A 19,910-nucleotide genomic window follows, 5' to 3' on the forward strand; every position below is an offset into this window, starting at 1 on the left:
AACTTTAAATTACAGGTTTTCTTTGAACAGTTTATAAATACGACGGTATTGGTCCAGCCAGCTTGAAGGCTGCACAAAGCCATGCGGCTCTACCGGATAAATTGCCGTTTCATAATTTTCTTTCTCCAGCTCTATCAACCTTTGCACCAGTCGAACTACATCCTGGAAAAACACATTGTCATCGATCATAGGCGCATTGATCAGCATAGGCTTGTTCAGGCCTTCGGCAAAATAAATGGGTGAGCTGCGACGATACGCAATGGGATCATCCGCCGGGCGGTTGAGGATATTGGAGGTGTAAGTATCGTTATAATACGCCCAGTCAGTGACAGGTCTGAGTGCTGCGCCGGCCTGAAATAGCTCTGGCTGTGTAAACAGCGCCATAAAGGTCATAAAGCCGCCATATGATCCGCCATACGTACCTACAGCGCCTTTGTCGACATTGACGTTTTCAACCATCCAGTTCACGCCATCGGCCAAATCTTCAATTTCAGGTTTACCCATATGACGGTAAATGGCGGTACGCCAGTCTCGTCCGTACCCTTTAGACGCGCGATAGTCCATATCCATGACCACGTAGCCTTCACTGGCGAGCAGAGAATGGAACATAAACTCACGGAAATAGACGGACCACCCCATATGTGAGTTTTGTAAGTAGCCAGCGCCATGATTGAAAATCACCGCTTTGCGTGTATTACCTTGCTCACCTTCCTGGTAATCGGCCGGATAGTAAACCTTGGCATAGATTGGTTGGTCGGTATGACTGGATGGCACAGCGACAACTTTAGGGGTGATAAGTTTTTTGCTCAGGAATGCCTCAGAAACGGTATGGGTGATCTGTTCGGCTGCACTGCCCGGCTTTGCATCGGCAATAAACAATTCTGGCGGCATGGCTATTTTTGAGTGCGTCAGCAAAAGTTTGCTTTCATCCGGGCTTAGTACATAGTCCGTCATACCATTGAGGTTGGTCAGCGTTTCCAGTTCACCTGATTGCACATTTACACGATATATCTCATAGACACCCGGATGTTTTATATTCGCCTTGAAATAGATAGCGCTATCATCTTTGGTCAGCGTCAGCTCAGACACTTCGTATTTTCCTGAGGTCAGCTGAGTCGCCTTACCTTCCAGTGGTTTGGTATATAAATGACTGTAGCCAGATTCCTCAGACAGGTAATACAGCGTATCTTCATGGTTTAGCCAGCCAAAGTCATTGTGAGTATAGTTAACCCAGGCTTTATCGTGCAGGCGATGCTGCGACACCAGCTTATTGTTAGCAAAGTCTACGGTTGCAATCCAGCGGTCTTTATTGTCCCAGGCTTCAACCATTACTGCGACTTCAGAACCTTGTGCGTTCCACTGGATAGCAGATTGATCCCAGGCCCAGTCAAGGATCAGCGCAATGTGACGTGGTGACTTTTTGCTGGTGTAAGTTTTACCCTGGGCACGGGCATTTTCGCTTTTTACCTCGGCCAGTACATCTTCATCAAAACCAGGCAAGCTCTGGTAGCTCAACGCGTGTTGCCCTTTGGTATTCAGGTCAATGAATATCAGCGTGTGCTCAATGGGTTTGTTGTCTGCCACACGGCTACGCGCTTTAACGGGGTCAATATTGCCATCTTGCGTAACGTAATTAGGCATGATGTCTTGTGCGCTTCGTTCAGGCACGTCTTTGGTGGTGGCAACAATGAGTTTATCACCCGCTGGCGATAAGCTGGTCTCGACGATACGCTGACCCTCACCCAGGTAAAACAGGTTTTCGTCGAGCGTATCATTTTGCGCAATCAGCGCCTCTTTTCGGCTTTGCGCGTCTTTGGCATTCTTATGCTGAAGTGCAACATAACCAATGAGCTTGTGTTGCTCATTAGCAAGATAACTCAGTGGCTCAATGACGCCTTTTGGCGCATTTGCCGTGATGAGCTTGGCCAGCTCAGTAGTCAGGCCTGACGTCAGATCAATGGCATAAAAGGTATTGTCTGCAGCGTAGGCAAGTTGCCCGTTGGTCAAAAACTGCAATTGCTCGGCTTTTTGGCTGGAACGTGTCAGCTGGGTGACCTGGTTGGTGGTGATATCTTTGACAAATACATTGCCCGAAAAGAGGTAGGCCTGTAGCTTGCCATCGCGTGAATAAACCGCATCATCTGCACCTATCTGGTGCTTGTTCGATAAGGCGATTTGCTCAAGCCCTTTCTCACCATAGCTGAAAGTGTCTCTTAGTTTACTTCCCACTTGTTTTTGCTTAAACAGCACAGACTGACTATCTGCGCTCCAAAAAGCAGCTTCCGGCTTTCTGCCAAGCCAGTCAGGATGAGCCATTGCCTGTTCGAGCGAGATGCTTTCAGTTCCTGTCGCTTCAGAGCTGGCCATGACGGCTGGGGGGACTGTTTCGTATGCTGTTGATTTATTATTACTTGTTTGAGTGACCTGACAACCAGCCAGAAATAACGCTGATGCCACGGCGAGAGAAGTAAGAGATTGTTTCATTTTATGAATTATCTAAATTTGCTATTGAGTGCTAATTTAAGCAAATGAATACAGATAATTCGAACAATTTTAGACAAATGACCAGTTTGAGCGATTATTGCGAAAAAAAGGCCAGTAAAGCTACTGGCCAAATACTCTCTGCGCTCACATAGTCGTTGATGGACAACGAGTATGAAATGAGGCCTATCCACGCCTCATAAAAGTAGACCTGTGGTCGCCTGAATAAGTTCCAAAAAAATTCATTTTTTTTATTTTTTTTGTAATCTGCTGATCTGCATGCAGGTAACTCCCTGAACCATAGAGACTACAGCGCTATCAGGCCGTCCAAAATGAGTAACAACATCACGCCACTGACGATAAACCAGAGCACAGTTGCCATTGCAAATGGTCGCCAGCCACTTTGACGCAACATGGCCATAGATACACCGCTGCCGATCAAAAACAAGCTGGCAACCAGCACCGACTTAGCGCCACTATAAAATACAGACCAGACACCCTGATACTCAGGCAACCAGGTATTGATAGTAGCAGCAGCAATAAAACCTACAATGAACAAAGGGATACTGGCTCTTTCACTAGAGCGCGAGAATACCCCCGCCATGGCAGCATATGGCACTATCCACATCGCTCGGGTGAGTTTAATGGTGGTTGCCATTGCCAACGCGGTTGGCCCGTATACCGCAGCTGCTGCAACAACACTGCTGGTATCGTGAATCGCAAGCGCACTCCAAATCGCAAATTGACTTTCAGTGAGTGAAAAGTAATGGCCCAGCCAGGGAAAAATGAGTAGGCCCAGCGCATTTAAGGCAAAGACGACACTCAGGGAAATCGCGATTTCATCCTGTTTTGCTTTGATCACAGGCGCCATGGCAGCAATCGCACTGCCACCGCAAATAGCGGTACCAAATGAGATGAGCGTGCCGGTATTGCGGTTGAGACGAAACACCTGGCTGAGAATTTCACCCAGCCCAATTGTGGCGGTGATACTAACAATGGTTAACACCACAGAGCTGCTGCCAACAGCCAGGACATCTTCGATATTGACGTTAAACCCCAAGCCTATCACGGCGATCTTTAACAGCCATTTTGATGCGGTGTTGGAAAGATCAGTCACAGGATTCCCTAATACAAGCGCAAATCCAAGGCCGATAAATAGTGCCAAAGACGCACTGGCAAAAGGCGAAAGCGTAAATAAAAAGGCAAACAGAAATAAGGCTTTGTGAAGACCTGGTCGTTCTAATAACATAATAACGCTCGTACGCGGTCATCAGATAAAATGACGCCGGGTAAACCCGGCGTCGGCAATCCTTAATTGAGGATCAATGCATGACTGGTTTGGGCAATGCCTGGATAGGCATCTTCCGGGAGTAATTCCGCCAGTTCAGCAAGGCGCTCACCCAGTTCATGTAAGCTACTTGCTGAGACATTGATATGACCCATCTTTCGCCCCGGTTTGGCCGCTTTACCATACCAGTGACTGGTAACACCGTTCACACTCAATACCTCGGTAGGAATACTCGCCTGTCCCAACACATTGATCATAGCTGTTGGTCTGACAAGGCTGGTATCACCTATGGGTAAACCCGCAACTGCACGCATGTGGTTTTCAAACTGACTGACATGACAACCCTGTTGCGTCCAGTGGCCAGAATTGTGCACGCGCGGCGCAATTTCATTGACCAGTAAAGTGCCGTCGACATCAAAAAACTCTATCGCAAGTACGCCAACATAATCCAGCTCGCTGGCAATGGCCGAGAAAGCCGTTTCCGCCTGAGCCTGAATTGTTGATTTTTCCTTACCCGCAACAGATAGCGTCAGTACGCCATTGGTGTGCTGGTTTTCAGTTAGCGGGTAGATGCGGCATTGGCCGTGATGGTCTCGCACGCCAATAATAGACACTTCTCTGTCGAACGGGATCATCTGCTCCGCGATAATAGCGTGAGGCGTGGTGTCGGTACCGGCAGCCAGAAACTCAGACATTTCCTGCCAGATGGCATCCACTTCATCGTCATGCTTGACGCGCCACTGGCCTTTACCGTCATACCCTGCCTGACAGGTTTTAACCACAAGTGGCTTGCCGAGTTTGTCGATAGCGTCCAGAAAATGCGACTTTTCGGTGATCAGGGCATAAGGCGCGCAGGCCACCTGAGCCTTTTCAAGCAGCGCTTTTTCTTTGCCGCGGTCGCCGCCGGTTAAGATGGCTTCTGCGCCGGGATAAAACTTGCCGGTTTGCTGGCACACAGCTAACACGTCAGCCGGAATATGTTCAAATTCCGCAGTGATCGCATCTACATTCGCAATGGCTTGCTCTAGTGTGGCTGAGTGCGCTTCAAAAGTAACCGGATTAATTACTTGCTGGGTGGCAACATCGTAGGCTGAAACCTGGATATCTAAGTGCGTGGCCGACAAGCTCATCATGCGAGCTAACTGGCCTGCGCCTAAAACTAATACTTTCATTACTACTCTGCTGGGTTAGGGTTAGCCAGAACGGTTTCAGTTTGCGCCTTGCGGAAGGCTTCAACCTTTTCAAAAATTTCACTTTGCTGACAGCCCAGAATTTGTGCAGCCAGTAGGCCTGCATTTGCGGCACCAGCATCACCAATTGCCAGTGTACCGACAGCAACCCCTTTAGGCATTTGACAGATAGACAACAAGGAGTCTACGCCATTAAGTGTTTTAGATTTAACAGGCACGCCCAATACAGGCAAGCTGGTAAACGCTGCGGCCATACCCGGTAAATGAGCAGCACCGCCGGCGCCGGCGATAATCACTTTAATACCACGCTCAGCGGCTGAGGATGCGTAGTCAGCGAGCAATTGAGGTGTACGGTGTGCAGAAACGACTTTTGTTTCGTACTCGATACCGAACTTATCCAACATTTCTGCTGCGTGTTGCATTGTAGGCCAATCGGACTTAGAGCCCATAATGATGCCAACCGTCATAATTATTCCTCAGTTTAAATTGAACGATTTAGGCGCAGTTTTTTGGGGTATGCGCCAACTTCAGGCGTATTATACCCAAGTGGCGCGGCAAAGCGAATCGACATTTCTGCTAGAGCAGTTTAACCGGGAATGTTGTTTGTCACGGCAATATCAGGCTGACTGCTACGGGCTTTGCGCCAGTGATAGAAAAATGCCTCGGGTCCCAAAATAAAAAACAGGATTGCCAGTCCGCCTGGCAGCAGAACGGCTTTGAGTACAGGGCCAAGCACATAACTATAAAAAACGATGAATGGAATAAACAAAACATAACCTAAGAATCGCTGCAACATATCGCCTCCTTAATATATTTGAGCGTGCTCATATTTTTAATTGAGCGCGCTCAATTGTCAATAAATATTGTTATAGCAGCTACTCATACTGATATGATAAAGGCTAACACTCTTTCTTAATCAGTCAGTTACACGCAAGCATATGGCAACTGAAATATGACGGGCTATGTTAAGGCGACTTCTTATCGTGATATAATGCTGAAAACGGTTAGGCTGGAAACCAATGAAAAAGAGTGAAAAAACCAAGCAGCTGATCCTGGATGAAAGCTGGCAACTGTTTGTCGAAAACGGCTACAAAGATACCTCTACCCGTCAGATAGCGACTGCCGCGGGCGTTGCGGTGGGTACTGTCTTCAGCCACTTTCCCAATAAAATTGATATTCTCAAAACGGCCATGCATCAACGCATAGATGTGGTGATTGAACAAGCAAGCAGTGCTGATCAACACCACTCCGCACGGCTTAAGTTACGTCACTATGCAGGCTACCTGTTTTCATTTTACTTGCAGCACAGAGAGTTTAGCCAGGCACTGCTGAGTGATTTACTGTGGCACCAGGCCTATTTTTCCGAGCAGATTGAGATGTTTAAACAACGCCTGTTCGCTGAACAAGCGTATGACGACACAAAAGCGACGGTTATGATGGACTGTTACTTTATGACACTCATACAAGGTCTGTCTGACCCTACTTCCTGCAAAGAAAGCATGTTGCGAGTTCTCACTAATAAGCTGACCTTGTTATATTAAACATTATGTATGATGTGTTCTTTATATACTTAAAGAAAAGGCAGAACTTTCGTGTGTTCTGCCTGCTTACATTAACTGTTTAGCTGTGTTTAACCGATAGGTTTGACGTTATGGTATCCGGTGTTTCAAGATGCCAGATGCTGCCTGGCTCATTAGCCATTGCTCTGCGTTTAACATGACCTGACAGCCACCAAAACACAACGGCAAATGCCAATGCAATCACCTCAACCATCAAAGTGCCCAGACTATTTGGAAACCATAAATTGACAGCAGGAACTAAGCCTGCCAGTACAGAAGTAACAGGTATCAATACACACAGCAGTGCCAGCACCTTCAAGGTGTTTATGGCTGTTTTTGCCGGCCCGTATACAAACGCACTTATCATTACGCAGCTAAAACTTGCGTAGTAAACAAACATATATGCCTGATTGATATTCACAGGGAGCAGTGTTAGCCATTTGCTACTGGCGAATGTAGCCGCTATCCCTGTCAATGCGCCCAAACAAACACCTACGGTCAGCGCGCCCATAATGCGATAGGCCCTGCGCTGTTGCATGCCCTTCTGACGTCTTTTTTCAAGCCAAAGTATATTACCTGAATAAAACAAACAGGCACCTGCAAGGCCCATCATAAAGTAAACCCAGCGCATCAGATCGCCGCCATAGCTGCCAAAATGTAATCCAAAGAAGCTCGACACCAGTCGCGCCCAAACGGTTTGTTCCGGGTGAGCCACACTGGAGGACACCACTTCTAGTGTATAAGGATTAATAAACATAAAATCATGAAGCGCGCCTCTGGCTACTTCACCTTCATTAACCACATCTATAGTTGCAAACGCAGAAGGCTTATTCAGGTTGCTTAGCTTTATCTGAGCCACCTGATAACCCGGTGCATGCGACTGTGCTAAAGCCACCATTTCACTGACTTTAGGCAAATCAGCAATGTTACGCTCTATTTTTGATGGCGGATTGCGTGGGAATAACGGTTTATCGCCATACACTTGCGCCAAAGTACCGTAAAGCAGGTCGTGAAAAGCGAATACACAAACAGTCAACGCAATTACAATATGAAAAGGCAGGCTGGCTATCCCTAATAAATTATGTCCATCCAGCCAAAAGCGCTTTCTTTCCCCCTGATCACGGACCGCCATAAACCGCTTGACCAAGGTTGGGAGCAAAAAGATCACACCAGATACCAGTGCCAGGAAGTATAGACCGGCTGCAATACCAAGGACAAAGACACCTGACTGTGTATGGCCTATTTCACCGCCAATACCGGCGGTGCGATGCAACATGTCCAACAGTTCCGATAAGCGGTTAACGGGCACCTGCTCAGCGACCAGCTGGTCATTTTCATCTAAAGTTGCATGCCAGCGTATATCATCTAGCCTTAACCCGCGCGGCGATCCCTGCTCATACCAGCTCACAGGTGACAGCGCGTCATTAAAATGCAAGATCACATTATCACTGGCTTTAGGGTGTGACGCCAATACCGTATCCAACAGCGCATCATAACGCTCCGTGTCTATATTGGCCATTTGATGCTTGCTGGGCGTGGCCCAGCGGTCAATTTCAGGTGCAAACATGGTCAGGGCACCGGCAAAGAAACCGATAAACAGAAGCAGACTAGATGTTATTCCGGTCCAGGTGTGTAAACTTTGGTAGGTTTTCAGAATATCCGCTCTGACTTTCATAACAGCCCCCTTAAAATTGCTAAAACGCCATAACCTACCGCACTTGCAGACAATAAGCAGAACCAAGCCTGAGCCCCCGTTCTGAACAGGTAAGTAAAACTAATTATAAGTAACCAAATTGGCACACTCAGCCACATATTAAACTGAGTTTTCCACAACAACTCTGTACCACTTAAAGACGAGTTAAGACCGGAAGGACCAAACCAGGCAAACAAGCCAATGATAGAAAAACTCAGCAGGGCGCCGCCAATCAGTCCGGCCAGCGTTTTACTAAGCCAGTCAGCTTGTATCGGAGTATAATTTTTCATTCCCTACCTCTGTCTATTAACGGCAAAAATGGGATAAGCGTCAGCGACAACATGATGATCATCAAGCACACAAACAGACTGACAGGTATGCTCATGCTGGTATTGAAACCGATGAATGCAACAAAAAACAAAAGATAAGCCAAGGCGCGCCAGCCACTTTTAATTTGCTGTTTTAACCAGCGCTGGTTCTTATTACTGAGGTAAATAACGGTAGTTCCTGCAAGTAGCAGCATTACCAATATTGAAGTAAGCACTTTTCACTCCCTGTTATTGCGTAAAGACGATCCTGTCCATTATACACAAACAGTATTGATAATCACTATTATTTACTTTCCAACACAGTTAAAAGCTAAACAACCTTGCGCTTTCGGATCAGATGATAGACGCGGCCCAACAAAACCAAACAAATGGCACCCGTTAAAACCGGGAACAGCAAAAACCCCCAGCTTTTACCGGTTAGCATGATAAACAGCGGGTTTGCACCTGCTGGCGGATGTACGGTTTTGCTTAGCATCATCAGCATCACAGCCAATCCCGTTGCGAGTCCTAATGACAGTGCATTAACAGGCACAAAAGTAACAAACACGACTCCTACGACAGCAGTAAGAGTGTGACCCGCAATCACATTGCGCGCTTTCGCCAGCGGACTATCTGGCACCGCAAAGATAAGCACGCAGGATGCGCCAAACGCCGCCATCAACAACCAATACTCCTGATTGTGATGTCCAATCAGCGCTAATGCGGAAATTGCCAGCATAGTGCCGACACCCGCAGATAAAGAAACAGTCCAGTTAAACACAACACCTCCTTCAAAGTAGACAGATTGTTCTACTTGTCATGGTAGACAAATTTGTCTACTCATGTCAAGATAAGTGAAAATTGAAGGAGGCTGATATGTCGGACAAGCGAGCGTTACTACTGAACAGTGCGTTAGAGCTGTTTTACGAAAAAGGCACAGGCACGGTTGGGATCAATGAGATCATTGCACACAGCGGCGTTGCCAAGAAAACCCTGTATCATCACTTTAGTTCAAAAGAGGACCTTATCCTCGCTGCTTTGTCACTCAGGGACCAAAGGTACTTGCAGTGGCTGAGGGAAAGGCTCGCGGATGCTGACAGCAACGCCGATTTAGTCAGGCAATTATTTAATGCTCTTAATGACTGGTTTAATGACCGCGCTACCGAGCTTGGTCATTTCAGAGGGTGTTTTTTTATTAATACTGCCGGTGAATCTGCAACACGGAATCAACTGATTTCAGACCGCTGCGCCAGTCATAAAGTTGCAGTACGTCGTCTTATCACCGACAGCCTGCCCCAACCCAATGACAGGCTGGTTGACGCATTGTGCTTACTCAAAGAAGGAGCAACAACCTCTGCGTTTGTGCAGGGAGACAAGCAGGCCGCATTGCGCTGTATTGATATTGCCCTTGCATTCGATACACCTGCACCTTTTGCGGTGTAATGTGGTGAAATTTAATCGTCTGGCCCGCTGCACTATAATGGGTTAGAACTAATAAACATTTAAGTAACAACAAAACATTGTGCAACAAGATAAGTATCTGAAAAAAGGCGCACTCACACTCAGCGTGTCCGTTATTATTGGCTTTTTAGTTGATTATGCGTTCAATTTGAGCCTAAGTCGCACGCTGACGACGCACGAGTACGGCGACTATAAGGTTGCCTACGCTTATGCCACCATCTGTGGTGTATTAGTTTTACTCGGAGGAGACAGAGTCGCGCCTAAGGTCTTAGCCCGGCCATTAGCGAGCAAGTCAGCTCGTGAAGTTGGCGGCTTTGTTGCCTTCTTTAGTAAAATCGCATTCGCTTTATCACTCGCAGTCTTTTTATTTACCTATTTAAGTGGCTACCTTCACGTAGGCAGCTGGTCGGTTAACGATCACCATGCGTTGCTTTGGATCTCAGCTGCAATCCCGCTCATCGCACTCGGCGCAATACTGAGCCGGGTTTTACAAAGCGCAAAAATGCTGGTTCACGCTAATTTGCCTTGGCGCATCGTGCTTCCTTTAGCCAAGACCGTGGTGATCCTGATACTGGCGGCTGTGTTAGAGCAAGTGCATTTATGGCATATTATCGGCGCGGGCATTGTGATCCTGGCGATGATTACCAGCTGGCAGCTGAAAGTTTTACAGAATAACGACTTGCTCACCTTCTCGTACATAACGCCCGTCAGCAACCAGCCACAGCTTCTGGCAACCTCCATTCCCATGATGCTCGCGATGCTAGTGACCATTGCTATCTCACAGCTGGACTTATATATGCTCGAGCTGCTGGCACTGGAGCATGAGGTTGGGCATTATGCTGGGGCTGCTACCACAGCCCACATGATCCCGGTCGCCCAGGTCAGTGTCATCGCTTTGTTCGTTCCCTTGCTGGGACAGGCGCTGGAAAAAGGTGAAGAGCACGCAGAGCACATATTATGGCAAGGGCAGAAAATCATGCTTGCCACCGTTTTGGTACTATCGTGTGGGCTATTTATGTCGGGCTCGCACCTATTACAATTATTCGGAGAAGATTTTTTTAGCGCTAATGACGCGTTACATTACCTAATTCTTGGCTCGTGTTTCTGGGCTGTGACAGCGTTTATTTCGACCTGGCTACAATACACAGGTAAAGGCAAGTATGTTGTGATTATCGGTATACTTACACTCTGTACAGACGGCCTGTTAAATTGGTTATTGATCCCCACCTATGGCATTACCGGTGCCGCAATTTCAACTTGTGTGGCCCTTTTTCTCGCCTCACTGTTAACTTGGGCGGCATTTTTATCGACCAAAAAGCACGCGCTAAAAAGCCACAGTATTCGCTCTGGTTAACCCTGGGATCGCTCATTCTGAGGTAATTGTCGATTATTCATTAAAATAATTGACACAATATGTACCATTTTGTAACTTTAACCTGTTTGCTAGTTTGCACTCGGGAACTAATAAAAATAATAGGGAAAATTATGAAACAACAAGTAAAACAAAGCGCTGCATTGACAGTAATGCTATTGTTTGGCTTATGCTTGGGCGCTGCTCTTAAATATGGCTATACCAAATTAACTTACCACCCGCATATTTTAACACTGGATACATCGGCCCACTACGAGGGTACTGATAAGCCCGTGATCCTCTATACCACTCAATGGTGCCAGTACTGTAAGCAAGTTCAAAGCTACTTTAAACAGCATAATATTAATTACCTGAGCAGAGATATTGAATCCGACGACCAGCGTATCGAAACCCTGTTTGATAGTTTGCAGCGTGCTGATATACCTCAAATTATCATCGGAAACAAAGTCATTACCGGCACCAACCTGAGTGTTGTAGAAAAAGCGCTGCGAGAGCAGTCTTTTCTATAGCTCCCACTCGCGAGGCGAATACCTATTACGTAGACGCCTCGTCTTTGTTGCGCTATCTTAAAGAGTGTCTCCCAGTTAGCTCACTTTTTGGAGTATGCTTTGCAAAAAACTTGGTTATTTCTGGTGATTGGCGCGTTTTATAGCCTCTCCAGCTTTGCCACCCCTCAAACCTCGGTTCGCTCTCCTGCTGATATTTTAAGAGAAGCAGAGGATTACATTATTGTTGAGCCATCACACTCGTACCGTTTACTCAGGCAAATCACTTCAATTGAGGCACTCACCCCGTCACAACAGGTACGCTGGCACTTAATTAAAGTCCGTTCTGCCATCGCAACGAACAACTTAAACAATATTGAAACAGAACTGGAAGCGCTCATACAATTGCAGGAGCAAGCTTACTTTAAAAAACACCTTGCGAGCATGTTAAGTGCCATGGGTATCGCTTTAAGACGGCTTGGTTACCTTGCTGAAGCAAAAAACCTTTATACCTGTGCCCTGACACTTAAGCTCTCTGACAAAAAGCGAATGGCTTTGCTTATCAATCTGGCGGTGCTTTCAAGACACATGGACGATTATTCGCTTGCCCGTCAGTCCTACCAGTCAGCACGAGATATCGCGCTGAGACTTCACCACGAACGCGCACTCGCAAACGTAAATAATAACCTGGGCACACTTGCTCTGGACGAAGGAAAGATTGAATTAGCCGAAACTTACTATCGCGATGCGCTTGTTGGTTACCAATCCAGTGATAAACGTTCGGGCAACATTACCGCAGGCACCAACCTGTTGCTTGTATTCGCCATTCAGAAGCACACGCTCAACTTCCAACGCCTGATCAGCCCGATTTCGGCGTTGGTTGACGCTTACCCAGATAGATCTAAAAAAGCACTGCTGCTTTGGTTAGTCAGTGCTAATGATGCTAACTTGGGCAAAACGCTGCCTCAGGACACCCGGGAGAACTTATTATCTGCGTTTGAACAACTTGAAAGTGAAAAGTTGCAGCAACTGGTTAAGCGGTACCTCGCACCTAAAGTTAAGCTAGAAGTTATCCCAACCAAACGCCCGGAACGAGTCAAAAAAAAGCTGCCTGACTGGTTTAAAGCACGTTCTTTTTGCACTGAGTCTGCTGCCAAACTCAGTGCCCGGAAAAATCTTGCGTCTCAAAGTACAGAGACTGAATCAAAGTAAACGACTTAAGTGCAGCGCCAATCAGCGGGGTTTAAGCTTGCTCTCGGCCAGTTCGCTTGAATCAATCTGGCCATGGCAGTTAACCTGAGCTATTTGGTCAAAGCTCGGTAGCCTGCCAATTTTGAGGCAGTAACCAGGCTAAGTTCACAGAGCTGGCGCCATGAGCAAATCCCAACGCTTTCCCTATGCCTTAAATTGCAGCGCCATAAAGGAGCTGCAACCAACATTATTGCCAGTCGTTATCTGACGTAGATATAAGTGACCTGGCTTGCAGCATATCCATTGACATTGCTTGACTTGTACATCGCGCCGTTAAAGTTGTAGATGTTGGCATAATTCAGCATAGTGTAATCTGTGCCGCTGCCCGAGCATCCAGATGTCTCATGCCAGAACAGTCGAAATCTTGCTTCACCGGTTCTGTCTTTATTCTCTCCAAGTGTGTCCTGAAGTGGAATACAGTTTGCGATGTTTAACACGCTGAGATCGGCAATGGCGTAGTTATTAATCGCAGGCATCACCATTAGCATTTCCTGCATGCTGTTTTTGTAGTTTACCCACTGTGCATCTGTCAGATGGTAGTTGGCATCAAAACTTGTGATATTTTGCGTAGCTTCAAACCAACCATCCAGCGTCGTGTTACTGTTTGCGTAGTTATATCCCACCACTCGACGCAAACCAACCAGAGTCCAGCCACCGCCGTGCTCATCCATATTACAGTACGTTGTAAACTCAGGCATAACACCGTTGCCGTCCTGATCAAGCACATAGAACCCGGATGGAGACTGAGGTTCATTTTGTAGCAAAGCATTACAGCTAGCGTAATAAGGACTTGGTAAGGTGATGGCGTCTTTGTTTGCTCGGATACTTACCGTGTCTGAGCCGTAAGACGTCACGTCCTGAGCAAACAAGTGGCCGTCGATCGTCAGTACATTAACGACTTCCTCAATGTGTGTTAGCTCAGCGTCTTTGGATTGCTCTTCCGATAAAATAAGTTCGTGTTGTTTAAACGCAGCACCAGTGTGATCCATAACGACTTGATCGATATTGTAGGCCTCACCTGAATCAAGCGCCCCTTCCTTATTGGGCGCATAAACAGCCAGATATGCGATGCTCTGCTGCGTGGTAGCACGACCAGCAACCGATTGCTCCTGGTACTCTACATAAGCACTAAAGCCGAGCTGATTAACGTTACTCGCGCGAGCGACATAAGAAGACTGGTTGGCATCACTTTGACCACTCAAAAATAAGTAAGGCATTTGCGGCAACTGCTGAGTGAAGCGAAACGCTTTTTGTGAAGTGCCAACCTCAATACTGCCCACTTCCCATATTGACCCATCCGCCATTTCATGACGGCCTTTATCAAGCGTAAGTGTAGATACCGTTTCGCCTTGGTGAGTCCCATCCAGATAATCCCACTCAGCAAATCGTACCGACACAGTACCATCGCCATTGTCTGATACCATCACATTGCCCGGCTCAGCATCGTTTAAACTTGCCACACCAGTAACGAGGACCTGTTGTGCTGTTTTGGGAACAGCCACGCTTTGATCTGTCACTGTGATCTCTGCCAGGTTAAACGCCTGTGCAGAAGCACCAGCAAGAATACAACAGGTGAGTAGAGTTTTCTTAAACATATAAAAGTCCTTTGTGGGTCATATTATGTAGAGCTGTTTTTGTGGGTAACCTTTATTGCTAATAAGGTTACCTAATAGTCAAGTTCATCCTGGGTTCACCACGATGCTTGAATTGAAGCACATATTATCTACACATACCTTGATTTGATTCAATACTATTTTATTTTTTAAATTATGAAGGTAATTATTTAGGATTGGTTTTGTGCAAATCAGCCACAAAGGTACAACAATTCCGCCTATCAGGCGCAGGGATCATGACAAAAGAGGGAGTAATCTGGTTAACGGATAACAAAAACATAAAAGCCAGCATGACGCTGGCTTTTTCATTATTGGTTGCTCAGAGCGATTACGCCGATTTAGCGCGCTGCGCTTCTTTCTTTGCTTGTTTTTGCTCTTTACGAGCACGCAGCGTTTCTTGCGCTTCATGGCCGATATGGCCTTCACCACGTTGCTTTGCCAGTTCAATTTGTTTCTGGCGCTCAGCAAAACGGGCTTTTTGTTCTTCAGTCACGTGCTCGTAACAGTGGTGGCATGACACCCCTTCCATGTATTCAGGACGCTGCATTTCTTCTTCGGTAATTGGCATACGACAAGCGTGGCATTGCTCGTAAGAACCCTTGTTCAGGTCGTGATCAACGGCAACGCGGTTGTCGAATACAAAGCACTCGCCTTCCCACATGGTCTCTTCTTTTGGCACGTCTTCCAGGTATTTAAGAATACCGCCTTCAAGGTGATAGACTTCTTCAAAGCCCTGCTCTTTCATATATGCCGTTGATTTTTCACAGCGAATACCACCGGTACAGAACATGGCCACTTTCTTGTGTTTTGCCGGGTCGAGGTTTTTCTCGGCCCACGCCGGGAACTCACGGAAAGTTTTAGTATTGGGGTCAACGGCGTTTTTGAATGTGCCAATCTCGATTTCATAATCGTTACGGGTATCAACCAATACCACGTCTGGGTCAGAGATCAGTGCATTCCAGTCCTGTGGCTTAACATAAGTGCCCACCACTTCTTTAGGATCGATGCCCTGCACACCCATGGTGACGATTTCTTTTTTCAGTTTAACCTTAGTGCGGTAAAACGGGCAGGTTTCGTCGTATGACTCTTTATATACTATGTTGTTCAGGCCTGGCTGCTTGTCCAGCCACGCTAGCAAGGCGTCAATGCCTTCACGTTTACCCGCGACCGTGCCATTTATACCTTCTTCTGCAAGCAATAAAGTACCGCGCACTTCATTGGCTTCCATCACATCTAGCAAAGGCTGACGGATCGCTTGATAATTTGGCAAAGACACAAACTTGTACATTGCACATACAACAAAATGGTTATTCATAACTTTCTCTTCGATAAGCTTTAAAACAGCCTACACTTAAGCACGACGTGTAAGCACATAACCGGATCGTAAATCCGGCGCCAGGCGCGATATTTTACGGATTTTAAGGATAATTGCAAAACCGTTTGAGCGCGCCCGTTACAGAACTGACATTAAGCACTGTAAAGTTATGGTTCTTGGGAGAGTTAGTTTGTTATAATGCTGCGTTTTAGAAAATAATTACTGGAGAAGAGTACCTTGAGATTTTCCGAACTGGGTCTTGACCTGCGCTTTGAAAAACAATTAGAACACCAGGGGATCACCACCCCTACCGAGATCCAGGCCCAGGCCATCCCAACCGCCCTTGCCGGGCACGATACCTTTGCACAGTCAAAAACCGGCTCAGGAAAAACTCTGGCATTTTTGCTCCCAGCAGTTCAGCGCGTAATGAAACAAAAAGCACTTAGCAAGCGAGATCCTCGCGTGCTGATCGTTGCACCTACGCGAGAACTGGCTACTCAGGTGTTTAACCAGTGCCGGTTACTCATTGCCGGCACCGCTATGTCGTGCACAAAAGTGCTCGGCGGTGAGAACTTTAATGATCAGGTTAAAGCGCTTCGCAAAGACCCCCACTTTGTGATTGGTACACCGGGCCGGATCACGGACCATATAGAACAACGTAGCTTGCAGCTTCATGGCCTTGAGCTCCTGATCTTCGACGAAGCTGACCGTATGCTGGACCTGGGCTTTGAAAAGCAACTGTCGACCATTAACCAGGCGGCCGATCACCGACTTCGTCAGACCTTACTATTCTCAGCAACGCTTGAGCATGCTCAGATTGAAATCACGTCCAGAGATCTGCTCAAATCACCCAAGCGCATCCTGCTCAGTGGCAGCAACGAAAAGCATGATGATATTCGTCAGGCAATGTATTTTGCCGACCACCTGGATCACAAAGAAGCCCTGCTAAAGCACTTTGTACAACAAGGTGATGTAAAGCAATGTATTATCTTTACCGCCACGCGTCAGGATACCAACCGATTCAGTGACATGCTCAATGACATGGACATTAAAGCCGTTGCACTGGCAGGCGATTTGCCACAAAGCAAACGTCTGGAGATCATGGATGCGTTCAGCCGTGGCCTTTATAAGGTGTTAGTTACCACAGACGTTGCGTCTCGCGGTCTGGACTTACTTAATGTTTCTCATGTCATCAATTTCGACTTGCCAAAACAAGCGGAAGAATATGTTCACCGGATCGGGCGTACTGGCCGGGCTGGGTTTAAAGGCGATGCGATTTCATTTGTTGGGCCTAAAGACTGGAAGAGCTACGAAGCCATTGCAGCTTATCTTAAGGAGTCAGTTCAGTTTCAGTCCGTTGAAGGGCTTGAAGCAAAGTTTAAAGGCTTTAAACCCAAAGTGGCTAAACCTAAGCCAGGTGCTAAGCGCAAGCCTACAGAAACAAAAGCAAAGGCAAAACGGCCACTTAAACGTAAGCCACAGCAAGCGAAAAAAGCCATTCCGGCACCGTTTGATGTCGACGGACACGCGCCACTAAGAAGAAAACCTAAAAAGCCAACCGAGGAATAAACATGCTAGGTACTACTCAATTTTTAATGATCGAAGAGATTTGTGCCGAAGGTGCATACCTGGATGGCAAAGAGCATGGCGACGTTTTTTTGCCACTCAAAGAGCTGCCTGATCACCTTGAAGCCGGCGACAATGTTGAAGTGTTTGTGTACAGCGACAACCAGGGACACCCCTGCGCAACCACCCAAAAGCCACTTGCTCAATTAGGTGAGTTTGCCCTGCTCCGTGCCAAGCAAATTAATAAGGTCGGTGCGTTTTTAGATCTTGGGATTAGCAAAGATGTATTAGCGCCTTATAACGAACAGAAGCCAAAAATGCGCGAAGGCTACAGCTACCTGGTTAAGCTGTATCTGGACAACGCCAGCAAGCGTTTATGTGCCTCCAGTAACCTTGGAAAATTTGTAAACAAGACGCCTGCACAGTACAAAAAGTTTGAGCAGGTTGAGTTAATTGTCGCCGCTAAAACCGACCTGGGCTATAAGGTCATCGTCAACGAGCAACACTTTGGCATGGTGTTTTTTAATACCGTGTTTAAACGTATGTACATAGGGCAGCGCATGACCGGCTATATCAAGCAGGTTCATGAAGACGACAAAATTGACGTGTTACTCGAAAAACCTGGCATGGATAAGATCTCAGACTTGGGTGAACAGATCCTTAAAAAGCTCGAGGAAAACAACGGCTTTTTACCACTGGGTGATAAGTCAGATCCTGAGCTTATCAAAAAAACCTTCTCTACCAGTAAAGCCAACTTCAAAAAGGCCATTGGTGGTTTGTTCAAACAAGAGAAGATCCAGATTGAAGCCACATCAATCTCACTTTTAAAAAACAAAAAATAAAATTAATGCAATTTTAATTTTACATTTAACTTAAGTTTCCCTAATATGCAAACGCGCTTGTCATTTGGATACGAGCGCGTCTCATATACATAAGGAAATTTATAATGAAAGTTCTAAAAACATCACTAATTTTAGCAACCCTTACGCTTACTGGTGCAGCACAGGCTGCTTCTTTGGGAGTCAGTATCGAAGAACAACCTCGTCCGGGCGTACCACAAGCACGTTGGACAACGGTTAACATTGGTGATGCTTATTCACAAAACCAGAACGCGAAGTTTAACTACAGTGTTTCTAACTACAACATCAACTTTTCGTGGACGACCAATGACGGTGCAACGGGTGGTTGTAACATCTACTACGATGTTAACAAAGATAGCTCGACTAATTTCAACGATCAGGTTGCTAAACGTCGTTATGACACAACGAAAGCGATCCTGACGAACCTGAAGCAAGGTGATGAGTTGTTCATTCAGTCAGCGTTCGGACGCGATGGCGAACCGTGTGAAGTAACGTTAAGACACAGCATCAGCCTGTGATCTGATATGATGGGCGCACTGATGTGCGCCGTTTAGACTATTTGACTACCCTATCTCAAACGATGTTACGCCAAACGTTTGGTCTACGCCTATATCAGGCATTTCTTGCGTATACATACGTGCTGTATCAAACACCGGAGTCATATTGAGCTTTTGAGCAAGCTCATCCGCCGCTGAATGACATGCAGGTACGTCCAGAAATACCGCACAATCATCCGCAACTTGTGAGCTCAATGCGCCAATTATTGCCTCAGCCTGCTGGGTATTCTGGGCAAACAAAGGACCAATTTTATAGCCTTCCCGACACTGCCTGATAATCCCAGCCCCCTGCAATTGTCCGTCAATCAGCACACCAACAGACTTTGCATTACTCTGTGTTAGCCAGGCATGCCAAAAGCCGGTCCTTTGTACCGGGAAAAACGGCTCAAAAAATTGCGTTATTGTACTGAACGGTAAGGCATCGAGGTCTTCCAAGTCTAACGCACTTTGAACGGCCAGTTTGTGACTGCAGCCCTGATAGCGACGATTTGAATAAGCCAGAGAAAAACCGGACTTTTTATAGTTTTCCTGCTGTTCAACCACACCGTCCAGGCCAATATTACATCCGGCCAGTCTGGTCATAGCAGCCTGCCATATTTCCAATCCAAAACCCTGTCCTCTATATTCAGGCTTTACTATGTAAAATCCGATAAACCCGAATGCGTCATCATATTTGACGGCCGAGATGACTGCGATTGGTTCATCATTCAACAAGCCAATCAGAAACCCTTCTGGGTCGGCCTGATAGTAGCTTTGCGCATCTTCAAGCCCCGGGTTCCAGCCTTCCAGCGCGGCCCACTCGATTGCCAGGTCGACCTCGTCACGAGTCATAGTGCGGATTGTATAGGTGTTACTCATAAATTAGCTCCTTGATGTGAACCCACATCTGACTTACGGATATACCCGCACTA

Annotated in this window: 19 protein-coding genes; 8 read left to right on the forward strand and 11 right to left on the reverse strand. The window is 46.7% G+C overall.

All coding sequences use genetic code 11. The features are described 5' to 3' along the window. Positions 1 to 9: 9 nt before the first annotated feature. From TW77_RS08000 to TW77_RS08020, 5 genes are all read right to left on the reverse strand, one after another. Positions 10 to 2,484, reverse strand: a complete 2,475-nt coding sequence (locus TW77_RS08000) for a S9 family peptidase (protein WP_046004437.1) — start codon at positions 2,482 to 2,484, stop codon at positions 10 to 12. A 304-nt stretch (positions 2,485 to 2,788) separates the two neighbouring features. After that, positions 2,789 to 3,730 (reverse strand): YeiH family protein, encoded by a 942-nt coding sequence (locus TW77_RS08005; RefSeq protein ID WP_046004438.1) that lies wholly within the window; start codon positions 3,728 to 3,730, stop codon positions 2,789 to 2,791. Between the two features lie 62 nt (positions 3,731 to 3,792). Continuing rightward, entirely contained in the window at positions 3,793 to 4,941 is a 1,149-nt protein-coding gene (locus TW77_RS08010) for a 5-(carboxyamino)imidazole ribonucleotide synthase (protein ID WP_082078874.1), read from the reverse strand. A gap of 2 nt (positions 4,942 to 4,943) precedes the next feature. Continuing rightward, entirely contained in the window at positions 4,944 to 5,426 is a 483-nt protein-coding gene (gene purE, locus TW77_RS08015; protein ID WP_046004439.1) for a 5-(carboxyamino)imidazole ribonucleotide mutase, read from the reverse strand. A gap of 119 nt (positions 5,427 to 5,545) precedes the next feature. Further along, the gene (locus tag TW77_RS08020) at positions 5,546 to 5,755 is read right to left on the reverse strand and encodes a hypothetical protein (RefSeq protein ID WP_046004440.1); all 210 of its coding nucleotides are present in this window, start codon (positions 5,753 to 5,755) and stop codon (positions 5,546 to 5,548) included. A gap of 223 nt (positions 5,756 to 5,978) precedes the next feature. On the opposite strand from TW77_RS08020, the gene TW77_RS08025 reads away from it, so the two are divergent. Next, positions 5,979 to 6,500, forward strand: a complete 522-nt coding sequence (locus TW77_RS08025; protein WP_046004441.1) for a TetR/AcrR family transcriptional regulator — start codon at positions 5,979 to 5,981, stop codon at positions 6,498 to 6,500. Positions 6,501 to 6,579: 79 nt separating this feature from the next. Here TW77_RS08025 and TW77_RS08030 read toward each other — a convergent pair whose 3' ends face one another. The 3 genes from TW77_RS08030 to TW77_RS08045 form a co-directional block, all read right to left on the reverse strand. After that, positions 6,580 to 8,193 carry a PepSY-associated TM helix domain-containing protein gene (locus tag TW77_RS08030; RefSeq protein ID WP_046004442.1) on the reverse strand — a complete coding sequence of 538 codons (1,614 nt, stop codon included), beginning with the start codon at positions 8,191 to 8,193 and terminating at the stop codon, positions 6,580 to 6,582. After that, positions 8,190 to 8,501: a hypothetical protein gene (locus tag TW77_RS08035; protein WP_046004443.1), complete on the reverse strand. Its 312-nt coding sequence runs from the start codon at positions 8,499 to 8,501 to the stop codon at positions 8,190 to 8,192. Before TW77_RS08035 ends, TW77_RS08030 begins: the two co-directional genes overlap by 4 nt. A 349-nt stretch (positions 8,502 to 8,850) precedes the next feature. Next, complete coding sequence (locus tag TW77_RS08045; RefSeq protein ID WP_046004445.1) at positions 8,851 to 9,300, reverse strand: HPP family protein; 450 nt, start codon at positions 9,298 to 9,300, stop codon at positions 8,851 to 8,853. A gap of 95 nt (positions 9,301 to 9,395) precedes the next feature. Between TW77_RS08045 and TW77_RS08050 the strand changes: the two genes are divergently transcribed. The 4 genes from TW77_RS08050 to TW77_RS08065 all read left to right on the forward strand — a co-directional run bounded on the left by TW77_RS08050 (position 9,396) and on the right by TW77_RS08065 (position 13,049). Then, a complete protein-coding gene (locus tag TW77_RS08050; RefSeq protein WP_046004446.1) occupies positions 9,396 to 9,962 on the forward strand; it encodes a TetR/AcrR family transcriptional regulator in 567 nt (188 codons plus the stop codon). Positions 9,963 to 10,041: 79 nt separating this feature from the next. Continuing rightward, positions 10,042 to 11,334, forward strand: a complete 1,293-nt coding sequence (locus TW77_RS08055; protein WP_046004447.1) for a polysaccharide biosynthesis C-terminal domain-containing protein — start codon at positions 10,042 to 10,044, stop codon at positions 11,332 to 11,334. Between the two features lie 131 nt (positions 11,335 to 11,465). Further along, positions 11,466 to 11,861: a glutaredoxin family protein gene (locus TW77_RS08060; RefSeq protein ID WP_046004448.1), complete on the forward strand. Its 396-nt coding sequence runs from the start codon at positions 11,466 to 11,468 to the stop codon at positions 11,859 to 11,861. Between the two features lie 99 nt (positions 11,862 to 11,960). Next, entirely contained in the window at positions 11,961 to 13,049 is a 1,089-nt protein-coding gene (locus tag TW77_RS08065) for a tetratricopeptide repeat protein (RefSeq protein WP_156158624.1), read from the forward strand. Positions 13,050 to 13,288: 239 nt separating this feature from the next. Here the strand turns inward: TW77_RS08065 and TW77_RS08070 are convergent, their stop codons facing one another. Further along, positions 13,289 to 14,683 carry a fibrinogen-like YCDxxxxGGGW domain-containing protein gene (locus TW77_RS08070; protein WP_046004449.1) on the reverse strand — a complete coding sequence of 465 codons (1,395 nt, stop codon included), beginning with the start codon at positions 14,681 to 14,683 and terminating at the stop codon, positions 13,289 to 13,291. Between the two features lie 346 nt (positions 14,684 to 15,029). Beyond that, a complete protein-coding gene (locus tag TW77_RS08075) occupies positions 15,030 to 16,016 on the reverse strand; it encodes a rhodanese-related sulfurtransferase (protein ID WP_046004450.1) in 987 nt (328 codons plus the stop codon). 237 nt (positions 16,017 to 16,253) lie between these two features. On the opposite strand from TW77_RS08075, the gene TW77_RS08080 reads away from it, so the two are divergent. From TW77_RS08080 to TW77_RS08090, 3 genes are all read left to right on the forward strand, one after another. Continuing rightward, positions 16,254 to 17,585, forward strand: coding sequence for a DEAD/DEAH box helicase (locus tag TW77_RS08080; protein ID WP_046004451.1), 1,332 nt, complete (start codon positions 16,254 to 16,256; stop codon positions 17,583 to 17,585). 2 nt (positions 17,586 to 17,587) lie between these two features. Continuing rightward, positions 17,588 to 18,424 carry a CvfB family protein gene (locus TW77_RS08085; RefSeq protein ID WP_082078876.1) on the forward strand — a complete coding sequence of 279 codons (837 nt, stop codon included), beginning with the start codon at positions 17,588 to 17,590 and terminating at the stop codon, positions 18,422 to 18,424. A 104-nt stretch (positions 18,425 to 18,528) separates the two neighbouring features. Beyond that, complete coding sequence (locus TW77_RS08090; RefSeq protein ID WP_046004453.1) at positions 18,529 to 18,960, forward strand: hypothetical protein; 432 nt, start codon at positions 18,529 to 18,531, stop codon at positions 18,958 to 18,960. A gap of 45 nt (positions 18,961 to 19,005) precedes the next feature. On the opposite strand, the gene TW77_RS08095 is transcribed toward TW77_RS08090, so the two are convergent. Further along, complete coding sequence (locus TW77_RS08095; RefSeq protein ID WP_046004454.1) at positions 19,006 to 19,857, reverse strand: GNAT family N-acetyltransferase; 852 nt, start codon at positions 19,855 to 19,857, stop codon at positions 19,006 to 19,008. Positions 19,858 to 19,910: the final 53 nt, after the last annotated feature.

The organism is Pseudoalteromonas rubra (assembly GCF_000967655.1).
Lineage (GTDB): Bacteria > Pseudomonadota > Gammaproteobacteria > Enterobacterales > Alteromonadaceae > Pseudoalteromonas > Pseudoalteromonas rubra_A.

Bases quoted from the DNA above. Each gene is read 5' to 3' on its own strand.
- TW77_RS08025 (WP_046004441.1), top strand. From the start codon at position 5,979: ATGAAAAAGAGTGAAAAAACCAAGCAGCTGATCCTGGATGAAAGCTGG.
- TW77_RS08070 (WP_046004449.1), bottom strand. From the start codon at position 14,683: ATGTTTAAGAAAACTCTACTCACCTGTTGTATTCTTGCTGGTGCTTCT.
- TW77_RS08095 (WP_046004454.1), bottom strand. From the start codon at position 19,857: ATGAGTAACACCTATACAATCCGCACTATGACTCGTGACGAGGTCGAC.
- TW77_RS08085 (WP_082078876.1), top strand. From the start codon at position 17,588: ATGCTAGGTACTACTCAATTTTTAATGATCGAAGAGATTTGTGCCGAA.
- TW77_RS08030 (WP_046004442.1), bottom strand. From the start codon at position 8,193: ATGAAAGTCAGAGCGGATATTCTGAAAACCTACCAAAGTTTACACACC.
- purE (WP_046004439.1), bottom strand. From the start codon at position 5,426: ATGACGGTTGGCATCATTATGGGCTCTAAGTCCGATTGGCCTACAATG.
- TW77_RS08005 (WP_046004438.1), bottom strand. From the start codon at position 3,730: ATGTTATTAGAACGACCAGGTCTTCACAAAGCCTTATTTCTGTTTGCC.
- TW77_RS08050 (WP_046004446.1), top strand. From the start codon at position 9,396: ATGTCGGACAAGCGAGCGTTACTACTGAACAGTGCGTTAGAGCTGTTT.
- TW77_RS08035 (WP_046004443.1), bottom strand. From the start codon at position 8,501: ATGAAAAATTATACTCCGATACAAGCTGACTGGCTTAGTAAAACGCTG.
- TW77_RS08060 (WP_046004448.1), top strand. From the start codon at position 11,466: ATGAAACAACAAGTAAAACAAAGCGCTGCATTGACAGTAATGCTATTG.
- TW77_RS08090 (WP_046004453.1), top strand. From the start codon at position 18,529: ATGAAAGTTCTAAAAACATCACTAATTTTAGCAACCCTTACGCTTACT.
- TW77_RS08020 (WP_046004440.1), bottom strand. From the start codon at position 5,755: ATGTTGCAGCGATTCTTAGGTTATGTTTTGTTTATTCCATTCATCGTT.
- TW77_RS08010 (WP_082078874.1), bottom strand. From the start codon at position 4,941: ATGAAAGTATTAGTTTTAGGCGCAGGCCAGTTAGCTCGCATGATGAGC.
- TW77_RS08000 (WP_046004437.1), bottom strand. From the start codon at position 2,484: ATGAAACAATCTCTTACTTCTCTCGCCGTGGCATCAGCGTTATTTCTG.
- TW77_RS08075 (WP_046004450.1), bottom strand. From the start codon at position 16,016: ATGAATAACCATTTTGTTGTATGTGCAATGTACAAGTTTGTGTCTTTG.